Below are 17,385 nucleotides of genomic sequence, written 5' to 3' on the forward strand. Positions count from 1 at the left end.
AAGCTTGGGTTTTTGCATCGTAGGCTTCGTTGTGTACGGCAGCGACTGCACGGCCTGATGGATCAGCGCTGTTCTTGAAGCTCTCGTCCCACTCAATTGCCTTGGCACTTGAACATGCGATAGACGGGCCGCCCGGAACACATTTCGCCGCATCTTCCAACGGGAACAACTCTTCGAAGATCTCACGGTAGGCGTAACCTTCTTTGGTCGTTGGCGTGTTGTATGGGAAGCGGAATTTCGCCGTTTCAAGCTGCTGGTCTGACACTTTGGCTTCTGCTACTTCTTTCAAGGTATCAATCCAGCTGTAGCCTACACCATCCGAGAACTGCTCTTTCTGGCGCCATGCCACAGACTCAGGCAGGTAGTGGCCGAAGCACTCACGGACAATATGCTTCTCCATCTTGCCGTTGCCACACATCTTGTCTTCAGGGTTCAGGCGCATAGCGACTTCCAAGAACTCTTTGTCTAGGAATGGTACGCGAGCCTCGATCCCCCATGCTGCCATAGACTTGTTGGCACGAGCACAGTCAAACATGTTCAGAGCCAATAGCTTACGGACGGTCTCTTCGTGGAATTCTTTGGCGTTTGGCGCTTTGTGGAAGTACAGGTAGCCGCCGAAGACTTCATCGGCACCTTCGCCTGATAGTACCATCTTAATGCCCATAGCGCGGATTTTACGCGCCATCAGGTACATAGGTGTTGATGCACGGATAGTTGTCACATCGTAGGTCTCGATGTGGTAAATCACATCACGGATGGCATCCAGACCTTCCTGAATGGTGTAAGTCAGTTCGTGGTGAACGGTACCGATACTGTCAGCAACCTCTTTGGCCGCTTTTAGATCCGGTGCACCTTCCAAACCGATGGCAAAGGAGTGCAGGGTTGGCCACCATGCATCAGACTCTTCGTTGTCTTCGATACGGCGGGCAGCAAACTTCTTGGTGATCGCTGAGATCACAGATGAGTCCAAACCACCAGAAAGAAGCACACCATAAGGCACGTCTGTCATCAGTTGGCGTTTAACCGCGCCTTCCAGTGCATCGGTTAGGGCGACTTTGTCTGTTTTGGCTTCAGCAACAGCATCAAACTCCATCCAATCGCGCTTGTAGTAGCGGGTTGGTTCGCCAGCCTTGCTCCATAGGAAGTGGCCAGGAGGGAATTCGCTGATTGTCTTACACACTGGCACTAGTGACTTCATTTCTGAAGCAACGTAGTAGTTACCATGCTCATCGTAGCCATGGTAAAGCGGGATGATACCGATATGGTCGCGGCCAATTAGGTAGGCATCTTCCTGCTCATCGTAAAGAATAAAGCCGAAAATACCGTTCAGGTAATCAAGCAGCTCTGGGCCTTTCTCTTTGTATAGCGCCAGAATAATTTCACAATCAGATTCTGTCTGGAATGGGTAATCCGGTGCGAATTCAGCGCGTAGTTCTTTGTGGTTGTAGATCTCGCCGTTTACAGCAAGGGCATGTGTTTTGTCTGCATTGTACAGAGGCTGCTCACCGCTGTTCAGGTCGACGATTGCCAGACGCTCGTGAACCAGAATGGCTTTCTCTGATGAATAAATACCAGACCAGTCTGGGCCGCGGTGGCGCATTTTTTTAGACATTTCCAATGCAGTGTGACGCAATGCGGCTGCATCACTTTTGATGTCTAGGATCCCAAATACTGAACACATACTTCCTACCCCAAATTTAACTAATGTTGCTATCCATGAAAATTGTCGGAATCAGCGTGGCGGTGAAGATAACCTGTTGTGTTGGTTTGTTTCTTCTATGCGTTAGCACTTTGTTATGTGCTAGGCAGATCTCGGCCACGTCAGTGCTGTCCTTTCGTTAATTGTTAAAATTGCGTATTCGATAATAAATTGCAACCATCAATTTCAAATCAATAAACAAAAAGAGCTCTTACTGAATATTATTTAAAATAAATGAGATTAACCGAATAAAAGTTAAAGGTGGGCGATATTTTGCGCATAAAAACAAACGGCAGCCGAAGCTGCCGTTTGATATAGAAGGAGAGGAAATTAGTTGGACTTAATTTGTGGCGTCAAATGTTCGCACACATGGCGGGCAAAGCCACTACCGGCCTCATGGTAGATATTGAAGGCAGCATCGACCCCCAGCGCTTTCAGCTCTTCTTCTTCATCTCCGTATTTGGCAATGGCGGCAATTTGGCCCTGATAGTTCCGTTCGCGGATTTGCTCGAGGGCAAAACTATTGGCCTGGCTGTGTGGCATTGCCAGTAGGATCAGCTTGATATTCTGCTTGGAAATCACCCGCGCCCAGAAATCCGGGTCAGTCGCATCACCATGGATAACATGGCGCCCTTGCTCCCTGTGTAGCTCTACAGAGTCTTCACGGGCTTCGACACCAATGATGTTATTGCCATAGGTTTCTACCAACTCGTCGTAGGCCCCGCTGCCGATACGCCCCATACCTAGGATAAGGACTTGCTTGTCGCCCAAGTCAATCAACTTGTCACTGGCATTGAGCTTCTCTGGCTCGAACTCTTTGAGCCATTTGGATGCGTCTTTGTACAGCTTGTGCCCCAAACTGTTGAGCGGTGCGGCAACTAGGAAGGAAAGCGATACCGCAATGGCAATGGCAACCAGGAAGCTACCAGGCAGCATGCCCATCTTATAGGCAAGGCCGCCGACAATCAGGCCGAATTCACTGTAGTTGAACAGGGTCAGGGTGCCGAGCAGCGAAGTACGGACCCGGTAGCGGAATAGGTTGAAGATAACGTAGTAAAGGATCCCCTTGAGCGGCAACATTACCATCAGCAGCAAGGCCATCAGCAGGCCGTCGAGCGTCGGTTGCTCTGCCAAACCAATATTGAGGAAGAAGCAGACTAACAGTAGCTCTTTGAAATTGAACAGTGATTTTGACATCTCAGATGACTTGGGATGCGCCGCAAGCATCATACCCATGATCAGTGCCCCGAGATCACCTTTCATGCCAACGAATTCAAACAAGCCAGCGCCGGCGACCAGCGCAAGGAAAACGCCATAAAGCACCAGCATCTCGCCGTGCCCTGCCCGGTCGAGGATCTTGAACAGCGATGGGCGCAGCAGTGGCAGGGCAAATAACGCAAGGGCAGTTATTTCCGGGATCTTACCGGTTGAGACGGTCAGGAAGATCACCGCAAAGATGTCCTGCATGACCAAGATGCCGATAGCCAGGGTACCGTAGGTGGCGTTGAGCTCGCCTTTTTCCTGCAGTGCTTTAATGGCAAATACGGTGCTGGAGAATGAAAGGGCAAATGCCATCAGCGCAAGTTGGGTAACATCGAGATCGGCCATCATGCCTATGCCAAGCTGCTTTAAAATCAGCAGGGCAAGGGTGAATACCCCTGTGGTCAGCAGGTTGTGTAAGGTGGCCCCGCCCCAGATCTCTTTGGCGAGCAGGGTTTTAACATCAAGCTTGAGGCCGATGGTAAACAGCAGCAAGGTGACACCGAGATCGGCCAATGTCGATAATACTGGCGTCGACTCATAGCCTGCGGTATTGAGTGCAAAGCCTGCAACGAGAAAGCCCACCAGAGGGGGCAGTTTGCACCGGAGCGCAATAAAACCAGCCAGAAAGGCGGCGATGATATAGATAAGTTCCATGTTAGGCTGACGTTCCTTTATGGTTCTTCGCCAGGCCCAAAAGTGGATTAATGAAATGTGAGGACTGGCTGCTGGATAGGTACCTCTATCAGTGAGGGTACTTTATTGATGGGCGGAATATAACACAAAGGGCAGTCTCCTGTCTGGAGCCTGCCCTTAATATTTTGTAACAGGATGAATAACTTAGAAAGCTATTTCACACTCGTAATGTGGCGTTGGTTACTCTTCCAACAACCGTTGCAGCAAGACACCGTTGAGCATCGCACGCTTGATCATAGAAAATGCGCCGATAGTCGGCTGAGTGTAGAGCTCCGATTCAACAATCGGTAGGTCCTTGTTGAAGGTCGACAAGGACTGGGTTTCCACACAGCGGCGGATAGCCGGGAAGATCACATCCTTGGCCTGGGTAATGTTGCCTGCCACGATAATCTTCTGTGGATTGAACAAGTTAATTGTCATTGCCAAGGCTTTGCCAAGCTGGTTGCCCACTTTGATCAGTGCCTGGCTGGCAAGTTCGTCACCTTTGTTGGCTGCTTCACAGATAGCAGGCATAGTGACATCTTCCAGCTCCTGCAGCGAACTCGGATAGCCTTGATCCAGCAGTGCCTGAACATGGCGGATAATCGCCGGATCAGCTGCTACGGTCTCCAGGCAGCCGAAGTTACCACACTGGCACTTGTCGCCCAACGGGTCGATCTGGATATGACCGATTTCACCGACATTGCGGTTATAGCCAAGGAAGACCTGGCCATTGACGATGATACCCGCACCGGTACCGTGGTGGACACTGACAAGGATAGAGTCTTTACAGTCTTTGCTTGAGCCGAAGTAATGCTCCGCCAGCGCCAAGCCGCGGATGTCATTGCCAACAAAGCAGGCAACGCCATATTTCTCGGTAATAATTTCTGACAGTGGCAAATTGTCGACATCGATATGCGGCATGTACTCAACAACACCGCTCTCTGGGTCAATCAGGCCCGGCAGGGTAATACCAAAGGCAACCAATTCGCGAAGCACGTTCTGGTTGTCTGCAATGAACTTGCGGATATGCTCCAGCAAACCGTCAATAAGCTCTTGCTGGTTGGAATAGTGGAAAGGATGTGCAGTACCGACAATGTGCTTGCCGCTGAGATCGTAAATAGTTTGCTCGATGTAGTTTCGACCAAGTCGAATTGCTATCGAGTGGAAAGGCGCTGACTCAGTCGTCAGCGAAATTGCACGCCGGCCTCCGGTGGAAGCCTGCTGCGCGACCTCTTTGATCAGGCCGCGCTCCAGCAGTTGGCGGGTGATTTTAGTAACACTTGCAGGTGCAAGCTGACTGACATCAGCTACCTGAATTCGCGATATAGGGCCTTGCAAGTCGATGAGCCGGTAAACAGCTGCACTATTTAGCTGCTTTACCAGATCAACATTACCAATTTGTCCGCCTGTCATAGTTAATTCTGCTCGTATTCGCCGTTAACAACAGTCGCCCGAACCAAGTAGTCACGATCAAAAATAGCGAGGTTTGCTACCATGCCTTTTTTGATGGCGCCCAATTTCTGTTCAACGCCGATTGCGCGAGCAGGGTAGAGGGTTGCCATACGAATCGCTTCGTCCAGGGCGATACCTGCATGTTCGACACTATTTTGGACCGCTTCGATCATAGTTAGTGCCGAACCACCTAGTGTGCCATTCTCATCAACACACTTACCATCACGGTAATATACTTTCTTGCCGACAAAAATAAAGTGATCAATGTCTGCTCCTGCAGGTGCAGTTGCATCGGTGACCAAAACAAGTTTGTCGCCTTTCATGCGGTGGGCCATGCGAATGTTGGCATAATCGACATGGAAACCATCAGCAATCACACCGGTATAGACCTCAGGTGTGTCGTAGATAGCACCGACCATTCCCGGTTCGCGACCGGCAATTGGCGTCATCGCATTGAATAGGTGGGTAGCGAAAGTAATCCCTGAGGCAAAGCCTTTACGGGCTTCAACATAAGTCGCATTGGTGTGGCCAGCCGATACCACGATACCTGCTTCAACCAATTGCTCGATGTGGCTATGGTCGTTTTGTTCCGGAGCCAAAGTCACTTTGGTCACCACATCGGCATTTTCGCAGATGGTGTTAATCATCTCGTTGTCAGAGCGACGGATGTGGTCAACAGAGTGGATACCTTTTTTCATCACATTCAGGTAAGGACCTTCAAGGTGCAAACCTAGCGAGTGATTGTTGTATTGACTCTGGTAGTCACGCTCTGCAGCAATGGCCGCTTTCATATCTTCGTCTGAAGAGGTGATAAGCGTTGGTAGGAAACTGGTGCAACCTGATTTCAGGTTGGCACGGTGCATGGTGTGGATGGTATCGGCGTTGATTTCGTCATTGAGCATGACGCCACCACAACCATTCAGTTGTAGATCGATGAAGCCAGGGGTTAGGTTGGCACCATCAAGATCTCGGATTTCGATATCCGTAGGCAGTTCTGAAACAGGGCAGACAGCGTGAATGTTCACGCCGTCAATAATGACGGCGTGGTTATTCAGCACATCGCTACCGGTGAAAATACGGCAGTTGGTTAGCGCGTACATGAATAACTCCTTAATTACAGGTGCTTGATGTTTTCAGCTTCTAGCTCTTGAAAGTACTTAACAGTCTTCACTTTCAGCTCTTGTGTTGATGGCTCATCACACACAATCAGAGATTTAGGGTGAAGCTGAAGCGCTGATACAGTCCATAGGTGGTTCACTGAACCTTCAACCGCGGCTTGCAGGGCAAGTGCTTTGTTATGGCCTGTTACCAGGATCATGATTTCCGCTGAATCAAGTAGTGTACCGACACCGATGGTTAGCGCGTATTTAGGTACCTGGTTGATATCGCCATCGAAGAAACGAGAGTTCGCGATGCGGGTATCTTCAGTCAGCGTCTTGATACGGGTACGAGAGGCTAGCGAAGAAGCTGGCTCGTTGAATGCGATGTGGCCGTCGTTGCCCACGCCGCCCATAAATAGGTTGATTTTGCCGTATGACTTAATTTTATCTTCATAACGCTGGCACTCAGCATCAACATCTTCTGCATTACCATTCAGCAGGTTGATGTTTTCTTCTTGAATATCAACGTGATTGAAAAAGTTGTTGTACATGAAGCTGCGGTATGACTCAGGGTGGTCAGCCGGGATACCGATGTATTCGTCCATGTTGAAGGTAACAACATGCTTGAAACTTACTTCACCTGCTTGATAAAGCTCAATTAGGCGCTTGTAAGTTGATAGCGGGGTGCCACCTGTTGGTAGGCCCAAGACAAAAGGACGTTCCGCTGTTGGCTCAAATTTGTTAATACGATCAGCAATATAGCGAGCTGACCACAAACCTACATCTTTAGCTTCATTCAGTGGGATTAGTCTCACAGTGACACCTCATTCCAAAATTAATTTACAGTTAAATCATAGCGTGATATCGCATTTGTTTTGCATGATAAAATAAGTTTTATGATCGAGCTAGCAAAATCGCCTGCCAAATGCTCTTACTGGTGACTGAGATCACAAATGATGACGTTTTAATTTGCGGGGCGAAATAAAATTCTTAAACTGCAAGTAACTTAATCGGGTAACTAAAATAAGTTATCCAACACCGAATCTAAGAAAACCATAGGGGGAACTAAGGGTGAACATTCTTGGATATTTTCAAAAAGTAGGTAAAGCACTGATGGTGCCGGTCGCCACGCTACCTGCAGCTGCAATTCTAATGGGTATTGGTTACTGGATTGATCCAAATGGCTGGGGTGCAAACAGTGCACTTGCTGCCTTCTTGATCAAAGCAGGTGCCGCAATCATCGATAACATGTCAGTACTGTTTGCAGTGGGTGTTGCTTACGGTATGTCAAAAGACAAGGACGGTGCAGCAGCACTATCTGGTTTCGTTGGTTTCCTCGTTGTTACTACTCTACTTTCTCCGGGCGCCGTTGCTCAGATTCAAGGTATTGACGCAAGCGCAGTACCAGCGGCCTTCGGTAAGATCAACAACCAGTTCGTAGGTATCCTAGTAGGTATCGTATCGGCTGAGATCTACAACCGCTTCTCACATGTTGAGCTGCACAAAGCGCTAGCATTCTTCTCTGGTAAGCGTCTTGTACCTATCTTGACTTCTTTTGCTGGTATCTTCATTGCATTCGTACTGATGTACGTGTGGCCTACAGTATACGGTGGCCTAGTATCATTCGGTGAAGGCATCCAAGGTATGGGTGAGCTAGGTGCTGGTATCTACGCATTCTTCAACCGTCTACTAATCCCAGTGGGTCTACACCACGCACTGAACTCTGTATTCTGGTTCGATGTAGCGGGCATTAACGACATCCCTAACTTCCTAGGCGGCGCGAAGTCAATTGCTGAAGGCGTAGCGACTCCAGGTGTAACAGGTATGTACCAGGCTGGTTTCTTCCCAATCATGATGTTTGGTCTACCAGGTGCAGCTCTAGCTATCTACCACACTGCTAAAGCGAAGAACAAAGAGAAAGTTGCTTCTATCATGATTGCAGCGGGTTTCGCATCATTCTTCACCGGTGTCACTGAGCCGCTAGAATTCTCATTCATGTTCCTAGCACCAGGCCTATACGTTCTTCACGCATTCCTAGCGGGTATCTCTGTATACATCGCGGCTTCAATGCAGTGGATTGCAGGTTTCGGCTTCTCTGCAGGTCTAGTTGATATGATTCTATCAACGCGTAACCCACTAGCAGTAAGCTGGTACATGCTGATTGTTCAGGGTCTAGTATTCTTCGGCCTTTACTACGCAATCTTCCGTACGGTTATCGTTAAGTTCAACCTGAAGACTCCTGGCCGTGAAGATGACGACGAAACAGCTTCTGACGCGACAGGCTCTCAGGAAACTGGCGAGCTAGCTAAGCAGTACATCGTTGCACTAGGTGGTGTATCTAACCTGGAAAACATCGATGCATGTATCACTCGTCTACGTCTAACTCTGAAAGACAGCAGCCTTGCTGATGAGAAGACGCTGAAAGCACTAGGTGCTATGGGTGTGGTTAAGCTAGGTTCAAACAACCTACAGGTTATCCTTGGCCCACTAGCTGAAATCGTGGCTGGCGAAATGAAGAAAGTATCGCCAAACGAAGACCTATCAGCGGTAAAACTGCCTTAATGGCTTAGCCCTAAGTCATCGTTAACGAACCTATCGGCCTCCGTTTGGAGGCCGATTTTTATGAAGCCCCGTTAAGTAGCGGGGTTTTTTTATTCATATCGACAAACAATGTACACTATTTGTTGAGTCGGCCCCTATATTTATGGATCATAGGGGACTTAAAAATCCTGTAAGCACACGAGGTGTAATTGATGAGTGAATCTGAAGCTCGTCCAACTAACTTTATCCGCCAGATCATTGATGCGGATTTAGCAAGTGGCAAACATACAAGCGTACATACCCGATTCCCGCCGGAGCCGAATGGCTACCTGCATATCGGCCATGCGAAATCTATTTGTTTGAACTTCGGTATTGCTCAGGACTATCAGGGCCAATGTAATCTTCGTTTCGATGATACTAACCCTGAGAAAGAAGACATCGAATACGTTGAGTCTATTAAGAACGATGTTAACTGGTTGGGCTTTGAGTGGAGCGGTGAGATTTGTTACTCGTCGAACTACTTCGATAAGCTGTACGGGTTTGCTATTGAATTGATTAATAAAGGCTTAGCGTACGTTGATGAGCTAAGTCCAGAGCAAATGCGCGAATACCGTGGCACCCTTACCGAAGCCGGTAAGCACAGCCCATACCGTGATCGCAGCGTAGAAGAGAACCTTGAGCTGTTCGAAAAAATGAAGAGCGGCGAAATCGAAGAAGGCAAGATGAGCCTTCGCGCGAAGATCGACATGGCTTCACCATTTATGGTATTGCGTGATCCAGTGATCTACCGCGTACGCTTCGCAACTCACCATCAGACTGGTGACAAGTGGTGCATCTACCCGATGTATGACTTCACCCACTGTATCTCTGATGCGCTAGAAGGCATTACGCATTCTATCTGTACGCTTGAGTTCATGGATAACCGCCGTCTGTACGACTGGGTACTGGATAACATCACCATTGATTGCCAGCCGCGCCAGTACGAGTTCAGCCGCCTGAACCTGGAATACACGGTAATGTCCAAGCGTAAGCTTAACCAGCTAGTGACTGAGAATTTGGTTAGCGGTTGGGATGACCCACGTATGCCGACTATCTCTGGTCTGCGTCGCCGTGGCTTCACGTCTGCGTCAATCCGTGAGTTCTGTAAGCGCATCGGTGTGACCAAGCAAGATAACACCATCGAGATGAGTTCGCTGGAATCTTGTATCCGTGATGACCTGAACGAGAATGCACCGCGTGCAATGGCTGTTTTGGATCCGGTTAAGGTCGTGATCGAGAACTTCGATGGCGATGCTGAAATGCTTGACGTGGCTAACCACCCGAACAAACCAGAGATGGGCAGCCGTCCAGTACCGTTCTCCCGTGAACTGTACATCGAGCGTGAAGACTTCCGCGAAGAAGCGAACAAGAAGTACAAGCGTCTGGTACTAGGCAAAGAAGTACGCCTACGTGGTGCCTACGTGATCAAGGCTGAGCGTGTTGAGAAAGACGAAGAGGGTAACATCACGACTATCTTCTGTACTTACGATAACGAAACGCTTGGTAAGAACCCTACGGATGGCCGTAAGGTGAAAGGCGTGATCCACTGGGTTTCTGCAGAGCAGGGTATTCCAGCTGAAATCCGCCTGTACGATCGCCTGTTCACGGTACCAAACCCTGGTGCTGCTGATGATTTCGTTTCCGTGATCAATCCTGAGTCACTGACTGTGATGAACGGTGTGGTTGAGCCATCATTGGTTGAAGCCGAAGCGGAGAAAGCGTTCCAGTTCGAGCGTATGGGTTACTTCTGTGCAGATAGCAAAGACTCTTCGAAAGAGAAGTTGGTCTTTAACCGCACTGTTGGCCTACGTGACACTTGGGCGAAAATTGGTGACTGAGCGTTAAGCTTCTCCAAGCCTGATATGAAAAAACCAGCCGGAAGGCTGGTTTTTTTATTGGTATACAACAACAAACGTTAAGCTGGATGAGTGGCCAAGTGTTGAGCTCCCAGCCTTATTGTTTTTTACTTGGGCTTAATTATTTCTTGTCGTGTAGTGTGCTGTCTTCTTGGCAGTTACCTTTGTCACAGTGACCGTAGAGGTAAAGGCTGTGATTGGTAAGACGTACATTGAAGCTGGCGGCTATTTCTTTTTGACGTTCTTCGATAATTTCATCAGAGAACTCAATAACTTTGCCACAGTCTAGGCAAACTAGGTGGTCATGGTGATGCTGTGTAGCTAGTTCGAACACCGACTTACCACCTTCGAAATGGTGACGCGTCACAATGCCGGCATCATCAAATTGGTTTAGAACGCGGTATACAGTCGCCAAGCCAATTTCTTCACCGATATCGATTAGCTTCTTGTACAAGTCTTCAGCACTGATATGCTGGCAATCCGGCTGTTGTAGCACTTCCAGAATCTTTAAACGTGGAAGGGTTACTTTCAGGCCAGCTTGTTTTAGTGCGTGATTATTATCTGACATTGGAGTTTCCTATTGGCTACCCGCACCCTCATGGTACGGTAGTCTTTCTCTTCTACCCTCATTATAAGTGACCACAAGGTAACAATAAACCTTAAAACAGGTCAATCTTGCTGATATCTAACTTTTCTTTGTGTTGCGTAAATGTTGTTAAAATGTTTGTTTGCACGTTAGAATGAACTCATCGTACCAGCTATAAGGAAATATCGCCGTGTATCGATTTTACCGCCCGGCAATCGTCAAGTTTGCCCTGAATCTATGGCCTCCCTTCTGGGGGGCGGGAATACGTATTGTTCGCATTTCTGATGATTTTCGCGAAGTGCAGATCAAGCTAAAGTTAAGATGGTGGAATAAAAATGCTAATCGTACTCAATACGGTGGTAGCATTTTTTCGCTGACCGATCCTGTTTATGCACTGATGTTAATTGGGATCCTGGGCAAGCAATATTATGTTTGGGATAAACAGGCCGAAATCCACTTCATCAAGCCAGGCAATACAGATTTATACGCTGACTTTTTGATTAGTGAAGATCTCCTTAGTCAAATCTTCAAGGCAACCGCAAACGGGGACAAATATTTTCCTGAATTTTTGGTGCAGGTAAAAAATACAAAGGGAGATGTGGTCTCGGAGGTGAAGCGCGTCTTATACATACGAAAAAAACCGCAGTACCGAGAGGTGCAAGACCAAGATGGAGAAGAAGCGATTGATGAGGGGCAAGCAATACCTTAGTGGCTGGATAAATAATTGGATGGAAAAAAACCGGGCTGAGCCCGGTTTTTTTGAATCAACGAATGGATTAGTCTGCAAGCTCAGCTAGACACATCTCATCGTAAATCTGGTTAACCCAGTTTTGAACGCGTTGTTCAGTCAGTTCAGGTTGGCGATCTTCGTCAACACATAGGCCAACAAAGTGGTTGTCGTCAACTAGGGCTTTAGACGCTTCGAACTCGAAACCTTCAGTAGAGAAGTGACCAACGATAGTTGCGCCACGGCCTTCTACGATTTCACGTACCGTGCCCATTGCGTCACAGAAGTACTCAGCGTAGTCTTCCTGATCACCGCAACCAAAGATAGCGACTAGTTTGGTTGAGAAATCAATTTGCTCTAGCTCTGGGAAGAAGTCATCCCAGTCACACTGTGCTTCACCGTAGTACCAAGTAGGGATACCTAGCAACAGTAGGTCAAAGTTATCGATATCTTCTTTGCTGCATTTTGCGATATCTTTGACTTCAACTAGCTTTTTGCCCAGTTGTTTCTGGATCATTTTAGCGACCGCTTCTGTGTTACCAGTGTCGCTACCAAAGAAGAGTCCTACACTTGCCATAGTAGAATTTACCCGTAATTAATGTTGACCGTTAGCTTACTTGCCAACGTTAGAAATAGCCTTGTCAGGAGTATACCCTGACAGTCAGTGGTTGCGGTATCTAAAGTCAGCACGCTGATGCTTTTGGCAACCAATAACAGTATTCGTTCAGTTTTAGCCGATGCCTGCGCCTTCCCAGCTGATTTGGATCAGGCCTTTGGTGATAAAACCGGCACAACCAAGGAAAAGTACCAGCCAGACGATTTTTCGGCCAAAAGGCGGAACATTGCCTTGTTTTAGCACATCTTTGATGGCCATGCCGATAAAGAAAAATATCGCGGCAAAGAGCAAATCCAGCCCAATAGATTCAAGCAAATCCATGTGCTCATACAACATTTGTGTCTCCTTTCCACATTATCGTCATTTTTGAGCTAGGCGCGCACTATATCATAGACAAGGCCCGCCTGTTAACGCTAAGCGGCTTGCAAGAAGTTCAAAATGATGCGGTTGACCGTTTCCGGTTTTTCAGCATGCAGCCAATGGCCCGTATTCGCCACCAGGTGTGCTTTGGCATTGGGGAACTGGTTACCGATCGCAGTTCGGTGTTCTGGCAAGATGTACTCAGAATTTTGCCCCTTGATGAACAAGGTTTTGCCGCTAAACGGTGTGATGTCTTGCCAACCCATGATCGTGGCATAGTTGGCGATCAGGCCTTCGACATTGAAGCGCCAGCCGAATAGGCCGTTTTCTTGGCGGGCGAAGGATTTTAGCATGAACTGACGTACACCAGGCTCGATGACATGTTTGGCCAGCAACGGCTCGGCTTCACTGCGTTTGCTGACAGTATGGCGGGAGACTTCACGCAGGCCGTTGAACACGTTTTCATGACGGTGGACATGGTAGTGGACCGGGGCCATGTCCAGCACCAAAAGGTGGTTGATACGGGAAGCTGCGAGTTCGGTTGCTGCCATTGCCACCTTGCCGCCCATAGAATGACCAATCAGCGAGAAGCGTTCGATGTCGAGCTGGTCGATCACGGCAAGGACATCCTGTGCCATTTCGCGGTAGGTAAATTGATCACTGTGTGGTGAGCGGCCATGGTTGCGTAGATCAACGCTGATCACTTTATATTTATCTTTCAATGATCTGGCCATCAGGCCGAGGTTGTCGGCACTGCCGAAGAGGCCGTGGATCAAGACGATCACATCGCCTTGGCCATCGACTTGGTAATGAAGATTCACTGACTATTTTCTCTTGTAGTTAACGCTTTACCGTAGAGTATAACCTCGGATCACGTTATAATCCCTCGGTGATTTTTAAACGGAACGATAATGAACACTACGATGAAGACTATTGAGGTAGACGAAGAGCTATATCGTTATATCGCAAGCCAAACCCAGCACATTGGTGAAAGTGCTTCGGATATCCTACGCCGCTTGCTGATGATGCCTGATCAATCTGTAGCGACCTTGCAACAAGAGGTGGTTATGCCGGTACGTCCGAAAGGCGTAGTGGTGAGCAAAGATGCTGGCAACGTGGTACCAAATACCGATCGTGTCAAAGAGATGCGTTCTTTGCTGATTTCTGACGAATTTGCGGTGCAGGAAAAAGCAATTGGCCGATTTATGCTGGTATTGACCTCGCTTTATCGTATTGATCCTCAAGGTTTCTCTGAAGCGGCTGCTATTAAAGGGCGTACCCGTATTTACTTCGCCGATACCGAAGAGAAACTGCTGGCTAGTGGTAAAACTACCAAGCCTAAGCAAATTCCGGATACACCTTTCTGGGTGATCACGAACACGAATACTGATCGTAAACGTCAGATGGTAGAGCAACTGATGGTCAAGATGAGCTTCGGTGGCGATATCATTGAAAAAGTTTGCGGTGAAATTTAACGGCAATATGCCAATTTAATTTTTACAAGGATACGTTAATGGCTATTCATCCTCGTGCGGGGCAGCGCGCCCTGCAAGAAGATATGCACAATATTCCCGCGTTGGTGGCGAATTATTTCCTGATTGAGCCTAGTGCTCAAAATCCGCAGCAGAAGGTAGCATTCGGTACCTCTGGTCACCGCGGAACTGCCGACAAAGGGACTTTCAACCAGCACCATATCTGGGCAATCGCTCAAGCGGTTGCTGAAGTTCGAGCGGCCAATGGCGTAACAGGTCCATTATTCTTGGGTAAAGATACCCATGCATTGTCAGAGCCAGCATTTACCTCGACGTTAGAAGTCTTGGTTGCGAACGGCGTACAGGTAGTGATCCAGCAAGGTCGCGGCTATACCCCAACCCCAGGTGTATCGCATGCGATTTTGTGCCACAACAAAGCACATGATGCTAAAGCTGACGGTATTGTTATCACACCATCTCATAACCCACCTCAAGACGGCGGTATCAAATATAACCCTGTCCACGGTGGTCCGGCAGAAGGTGCACTGACAACAGCTATCGAAACCCGTGCCAATGAGATCATTGCTGCTGGTTTGGTTGATGTTAAGCGTGTATCAATTGAAGACGCTTTTGCCAGTGATTTGGTGGAAGAGCGTGATTTGGTTGCACCTTATGTTGATGATCTAGTTAATGTCATCGATATGGCTGCTATCCAAAAAGCGAACCTGAAAATCGGTGTTGATCCGCTAGGTGGTTCAGGTATCGAATACTGGCGCCAGATCGCAGCCCACTACGGCTTGGATCTGACATTGGTTGATGAGTCTATCGACCCGTCTTTCCGTTTTATGTCACTAGACAAAGACGGCGTGGTTCGCATGGACTGTTCATCGCCTTACGCGATGGCAGGTTTGTTGGCGCACAAAGACAAGTACGACTTGGCTTTCGGTAACGACCCAGATTACGACCGCCACGGTATCGTAACTCCTGCTGGTTTGATGAACCCTAACCACTTCCTGGCGGTATGTATTGACTACCTATACCGTCACCGTCCAGATTGGGCACAGGAAGTTGCTGTGGGTAAGACCTTGGTATCAAGCGCCTTGATTGACCGTGTGGTTGCTGATCTTGGCCGTGAACTGTGTGAAGTACCAGTTGGCTTCAAGTGGTTCGTTGATGGTCTTTACAGCGGTGAGCTTGGCTTCGGCGGCGAAGAAAGTGCAGGCGCTTCTTTCCTACGTATGGACGGTACGCCTTGGTCGACTGACAAAGACGGTATCCTGCTTTGCCTGGTAGCTGCTGAAATCACAGCAGTAACCGGTAAGAACCCGCAGCAGTACTACGAAGAGTTGGCCGCTAAACACGGTGCTTCAGAGTACAACCGCCTTCAGGCTGTTGCTAACGGTGAGCAGAAAGCGGTACTTAGCAAGCTATCTCCAGAGATGGTTGCTGCCGAAACGCTAGCTGGTGATGCGATCACTGCACGCCTGACCCACGCGCCGGGCAACGGTGCGGCTATCGGTGGCCTGAAAGTGACCACTGAAAACGGTTGGTTTGCTGCGCGTCCATCGGGCACGGAAGATATCTACAAAATCTACTGCGAGAGCTTCAAGGGCAAAGAGCACTTGGCTTTGATTGAGAAAGAAGCACAGGAAATTGTCAGCAAGGTATTTGCCGACGCTGGCCTGTAATCTCTCTAGATTGATTGTGAAAACGCCCGCTCAACTGAGCGGGCGTTTTTTTATGTCTGTATTATGGGCTATGGGCTATGGGCTATGGGCTATGGGCTATGGGCTATGGGCTATGGGCTATTTTTTCATTGACGAGTGTGGCCAGTGTTCGGGCATCACAAACCATATTTTGTCATCGGGGGCGATAGCCATTGTAGGGTTGCTAACTGTTGTCAGGACAGGCTCTTCGGCAAGCTGGCTGAAGCGGGGTGGGGCAATCCATTCTGGCTTGGCGATGGCCCTCAAGTTTAGTTTTGCCGCTTGCTCGGAGTAGCACCACAGTCCTTGGGATGCCTCTGCTGCAAGTTGGATCCCCGAGCCGGTATAATCGGCAAACGCGGGATAAAATACTCGCCCTTGCATGATAAGCCGGCGCTTGTCTATCTTGCCATATAGAGGCTGGTAGCTATCAATAAAGGCGGGATGTTCAGACAGCATCAGCTGGTGGCCGAGCATCTTGTTAGCCTTCATATCTAAGTTGTCACGGGCGTTGGGGCCGGGCCAACTGTCTTCAAATGCAAGGTAAAACTTGATGGCGACTTCCCAGTGTTCCACCAAGTTTGTCCGCAAATCTTTTACCAGGAAATCGACCGCGCCGAGCGTGCGTTTGTCGACACTCAATTGGATTTCTTCGGCAAGTAGCTCGTAGCATGGATGATGAAGAATCAGCTGCTGCCAAAGCCATTGGTAGTAAAAGCCCAATCGGCGTCCGCCTTGGTATTCGATACCTTGTGGAATGGTGGCGTTACTGGCAAATTCATCCAGCCAACGCTTATCAGCAATAAAAGGATGACCACCCAAAAGTGGTGGAAGGGCAAGTACAGCGGCGATGCTGTTATCAGTATGATCGCCAGCCGTAGTGTTATTGTAAAGAATAGACATTTCGCTATAAAACCCTTCTTTTTATAATGATATTGACTATGAAATAGCCTGTTTTAGAGTGTTGACTCTAGGTTAATTCAATAGATTAGAACAATAAGACCAGTATGTTGTTCTGCTTGGCCAAGGAGGCGTTATGTATACTCGCTATTCACCATTGCGTATTTTTGTTCGCCGTACGTTTGTTGTCACTGTCGGTGTGGTGACCTTTCCTGTCATGATGTTCACTGCAATGGAAACACGCTCACGGCTATATAGTTACCTGCACAGGGTATGGCTGAAAACCAGTACCAAGCCCGTTTGGCTAACTCAGACTGAACTGGCAGCCCAGCACTTATACTAAGTATTAGTGCCTTCATCATTATGACTCGATAAAGCTGCCGGCCGGCAGCT

At 48.4% G+C, this 17,385-nt stretch carries 16 protein-coding genes; 6 read left to right on the top strand and 10 right to left on the bottom strand.

Annotated features, from left to right (window positions below):
- The 5 genes from asnB to nagB form a co-directional block, all read right to left on the bottom strand.
- The coding region (gene asnB / locus BIZ37_RS24085; RefSeq protein WP_187463671.1) for an asparagine synthase B at positions 1–1,681 on the bottom strand (1,681 nt) is incomplete at its 3' end.
- A gap of 348 nt (positions 1,682–2,029) precedes the next feature.
- Positions 2,030–3,616 (bottom strand): cation:proton antiporter family protein, encoded by a 1,587-nt coding sequence (locus BIZ37_RS24090; protein ID WP_187463672.1) that lies wholly within the window; start codon positions 3,614–3,616, stop codon positions 2,030–2,032.
- A gap of 219 nt (positions 3,617–3,835) precedes the next feature.
- A complete protein-coding gene (locus BIZ37_RS24095) occupies positions 3,836–5,050 on the bottom strand; it encodes an ROK family protein (protein ID WP_107298491.1) in 1,215 nt (404 codons plus the stop codon).
- A gap of 2 nt (positions 5,051–5,052) precedes the next feature.
- Positions 5,053–6,189, bottom strand: a complete 1,137-nt coding sequence (nagA, locus tag BIZ37_RS24100) for an N-acetylglucosamine-6-phosphate deacetylase (RefSeq protein ID WP_187463673.1) — start codon at positions 6,187–6,189, stop codon at positions 5,053–5,055.
- A gap of 14 nt (positions 6,190–6,203) precedes the next feature.
- The gene (nagB, locus tag BIZ37_RS24105; protein WP_107298493.1) at positions 6,204–7,004 is read right to left on the bottom strand and encodes a glucosamine-6-phosphate deaminase; all 801 of its coding nucleotides are present in this window, start codon (positions 7,002–7,004) and stop codon (positions 6,204–6,206) included.
- 256 nt (positions 7,005–7,260) lie between these two features.
- On the opposite strand from nagB, the gene nagE reads away from it, so the two are divergent.
- A complete protein-coding gene (nagE, locus tag BIZ37_RS24110; RefSeq protein WP_187463674.1) occupies positions 7,261–8,751 on the top strand; it encodes an N-acetylglucosamine-specific PTS transporter subunit IIBC in 1,491 nt (496 codons plus the stop codon).
- A 191-nt stretch (positions 8,752–8,942) separates the two neighbouring features.
- On the top strand, positions 8,943–10,607 hold the full coding sequence (gene glnS / locus BIZ37_RS24115) for a glutamine--tRNA ligase (protein WP_187463675.1): 1,665 nt from the start codon (positions 8,943–8,945) through the stop codon (positions 10,605–10,607).
- A 139-nt stretch (positions 10,608–10,746) separates the two neighbouring features.
- On the opposite strand, the gene fur is transcribed toward glnS, so the two are convergent.
- The gene (gene fur / locus BIZ37_RS24120) at positions 10,747–11,193 is read right to left on the bottom strand and encodes a ferric iron uptake transcriptional regulator (protein ID WP_187463676.1); all 447 of its coding nucleotides are present in this window, start codon (positions 11,191–11,193) and stop codon (positions 10,747–10,749) included.
- A gap of 208 nt (positions 11,194–11,401) precedes the next feature.
- On the opposite strand from fur, the gene BIZ37_RS24125 reads away from it, so the two are divergent.
- Positions 11,402–11,920 carry a DUF4442 domain-containing protein gene (locus BIZ37_RS24125; protein WP_187463677.1) on the top strand — a complete coding sequence of 173 codons (519 nt, stop codon included), beginning with the start codon at positions 11,402–11,404 and terminating at the stop codon, positions 11,918–11,920.
- Between the two features lie 67 nt (positions 11,921–11,987).
- Here the strand turns inward: BIZ37_RS24125 and fldA are convergent, their stop codons facing one another.
- The 3 genes from fldA to BIZ37_RS24140 form a co-directional block, all read right to left on the bottom strand.
- A complete protein-coding gene (gene fldA / locus BIZ37_RS24130) occupies positions 11,988–12,515 on the bottom strand; it encodes a flavodoxin FldA (protein ID WP_187463678.1) in 528 nt (175 codons plus the stop codon).
- A gap of 153 nt (positions 12,516–12,668) precedes the next feature.
- Positions 12,669–12,890 (bottom strand): DUF2788 domain-containing protein, encoded by a 222-nt coding sequence (locus BIZ37_RS24135; RefSeq protein WP_107298499.1) that lies wholly within the window; start codon positions 12,888–12,890, stop codon positions 12,669–12,671.
- A 77-nt stretch (positions 12,891–12,967) separates the two neighbouring features.
- A complete protein-coding gene (locus BIZ37_RS24140) occupies positions 12,968–13,735 on the bottom strand; it encodes an alpha/beta fold hydrolase (RefSeq protein ID WP_187463679.1) in 768 nt (255 codons plus the stop codon).
- A 102-nt stretch (positions 13,736–13,837) separates the two neighbouring features.
- On the opposite strand from BIZ37_RS24140, the gene seqA reads away from it, so the two are divergent.
- Together seqA and pgm are read left to right on the top strand one after the other, a co-directional pair.
- Positions 13,838–14,389, top strand: coding sequence for a replication initiation negative regulator SeqA (gene seqA, locus BIZ37_RS24145; protein ID WP_107298501.1), 552 nt, complete (start codon positions 13,838–13,840; stop codon positions 14,387–14,389).
- A 38-nt stretch (positions 14,390–14,427) separates the two neighbouring features.
- Positions 14,428–16,074 (top strand): phosphoglucomutase (alpha-D-glucose-1,6-bisphosphate-dependent), encoded by a 1,647-nt coding sequence (gene pgm / locus BIZ37_RS24150; RefSeq protein WP_107298502.1) that lies wholly within the window; start codon positions 14,428–14,430, stop codon positions 16,072–16,074.
- A gap of 117 nt (positions 16,075–16,191) precedes the next feature.
- Here the strand turns inward: pgm and BIZ37_RS24155 are convergent, their stop codons facing one another.
- Positions 16,192–16,995, bottom strand: coding sequence for a DUF1853 family protein (locus BIZ37_RS24155; protein ID WP_187463680.1), 804 nt, complete (start codon positions 16,993–16,995; stop codon positions 16,192–16,194).
- Positions 16,996–17,128: 133 nt separating this feature from the next.
- Here BIZ37_RS24155 and BIZ37_RS24160 point away from each other — a divergent pair, with 133 nt between their 5' ends.
- The gene (locus BIZ37_RS24160; RefSeq protein ID WP_107298504.1) at positions 17,129–17,335 is read left to right on the top strand and encodes a DUF2517 family protein; all 207 of its coding nucleotides are present in this window, start codon (positions 17,129–17,131) and stop codon (positions 17,333–17,335) included.
- Positions 17,336–17,385: the final 50 nt, after the last annotated feature.

The organism is Photobacterium sp. BZF1 (assembly GCF_014349205.1).
Taxonomy (GTDB): Bacteria; Pseudomonadota; Gammaproteobacteria; order Enterobacterales; family Vibrionaceae; genus Photobacterium.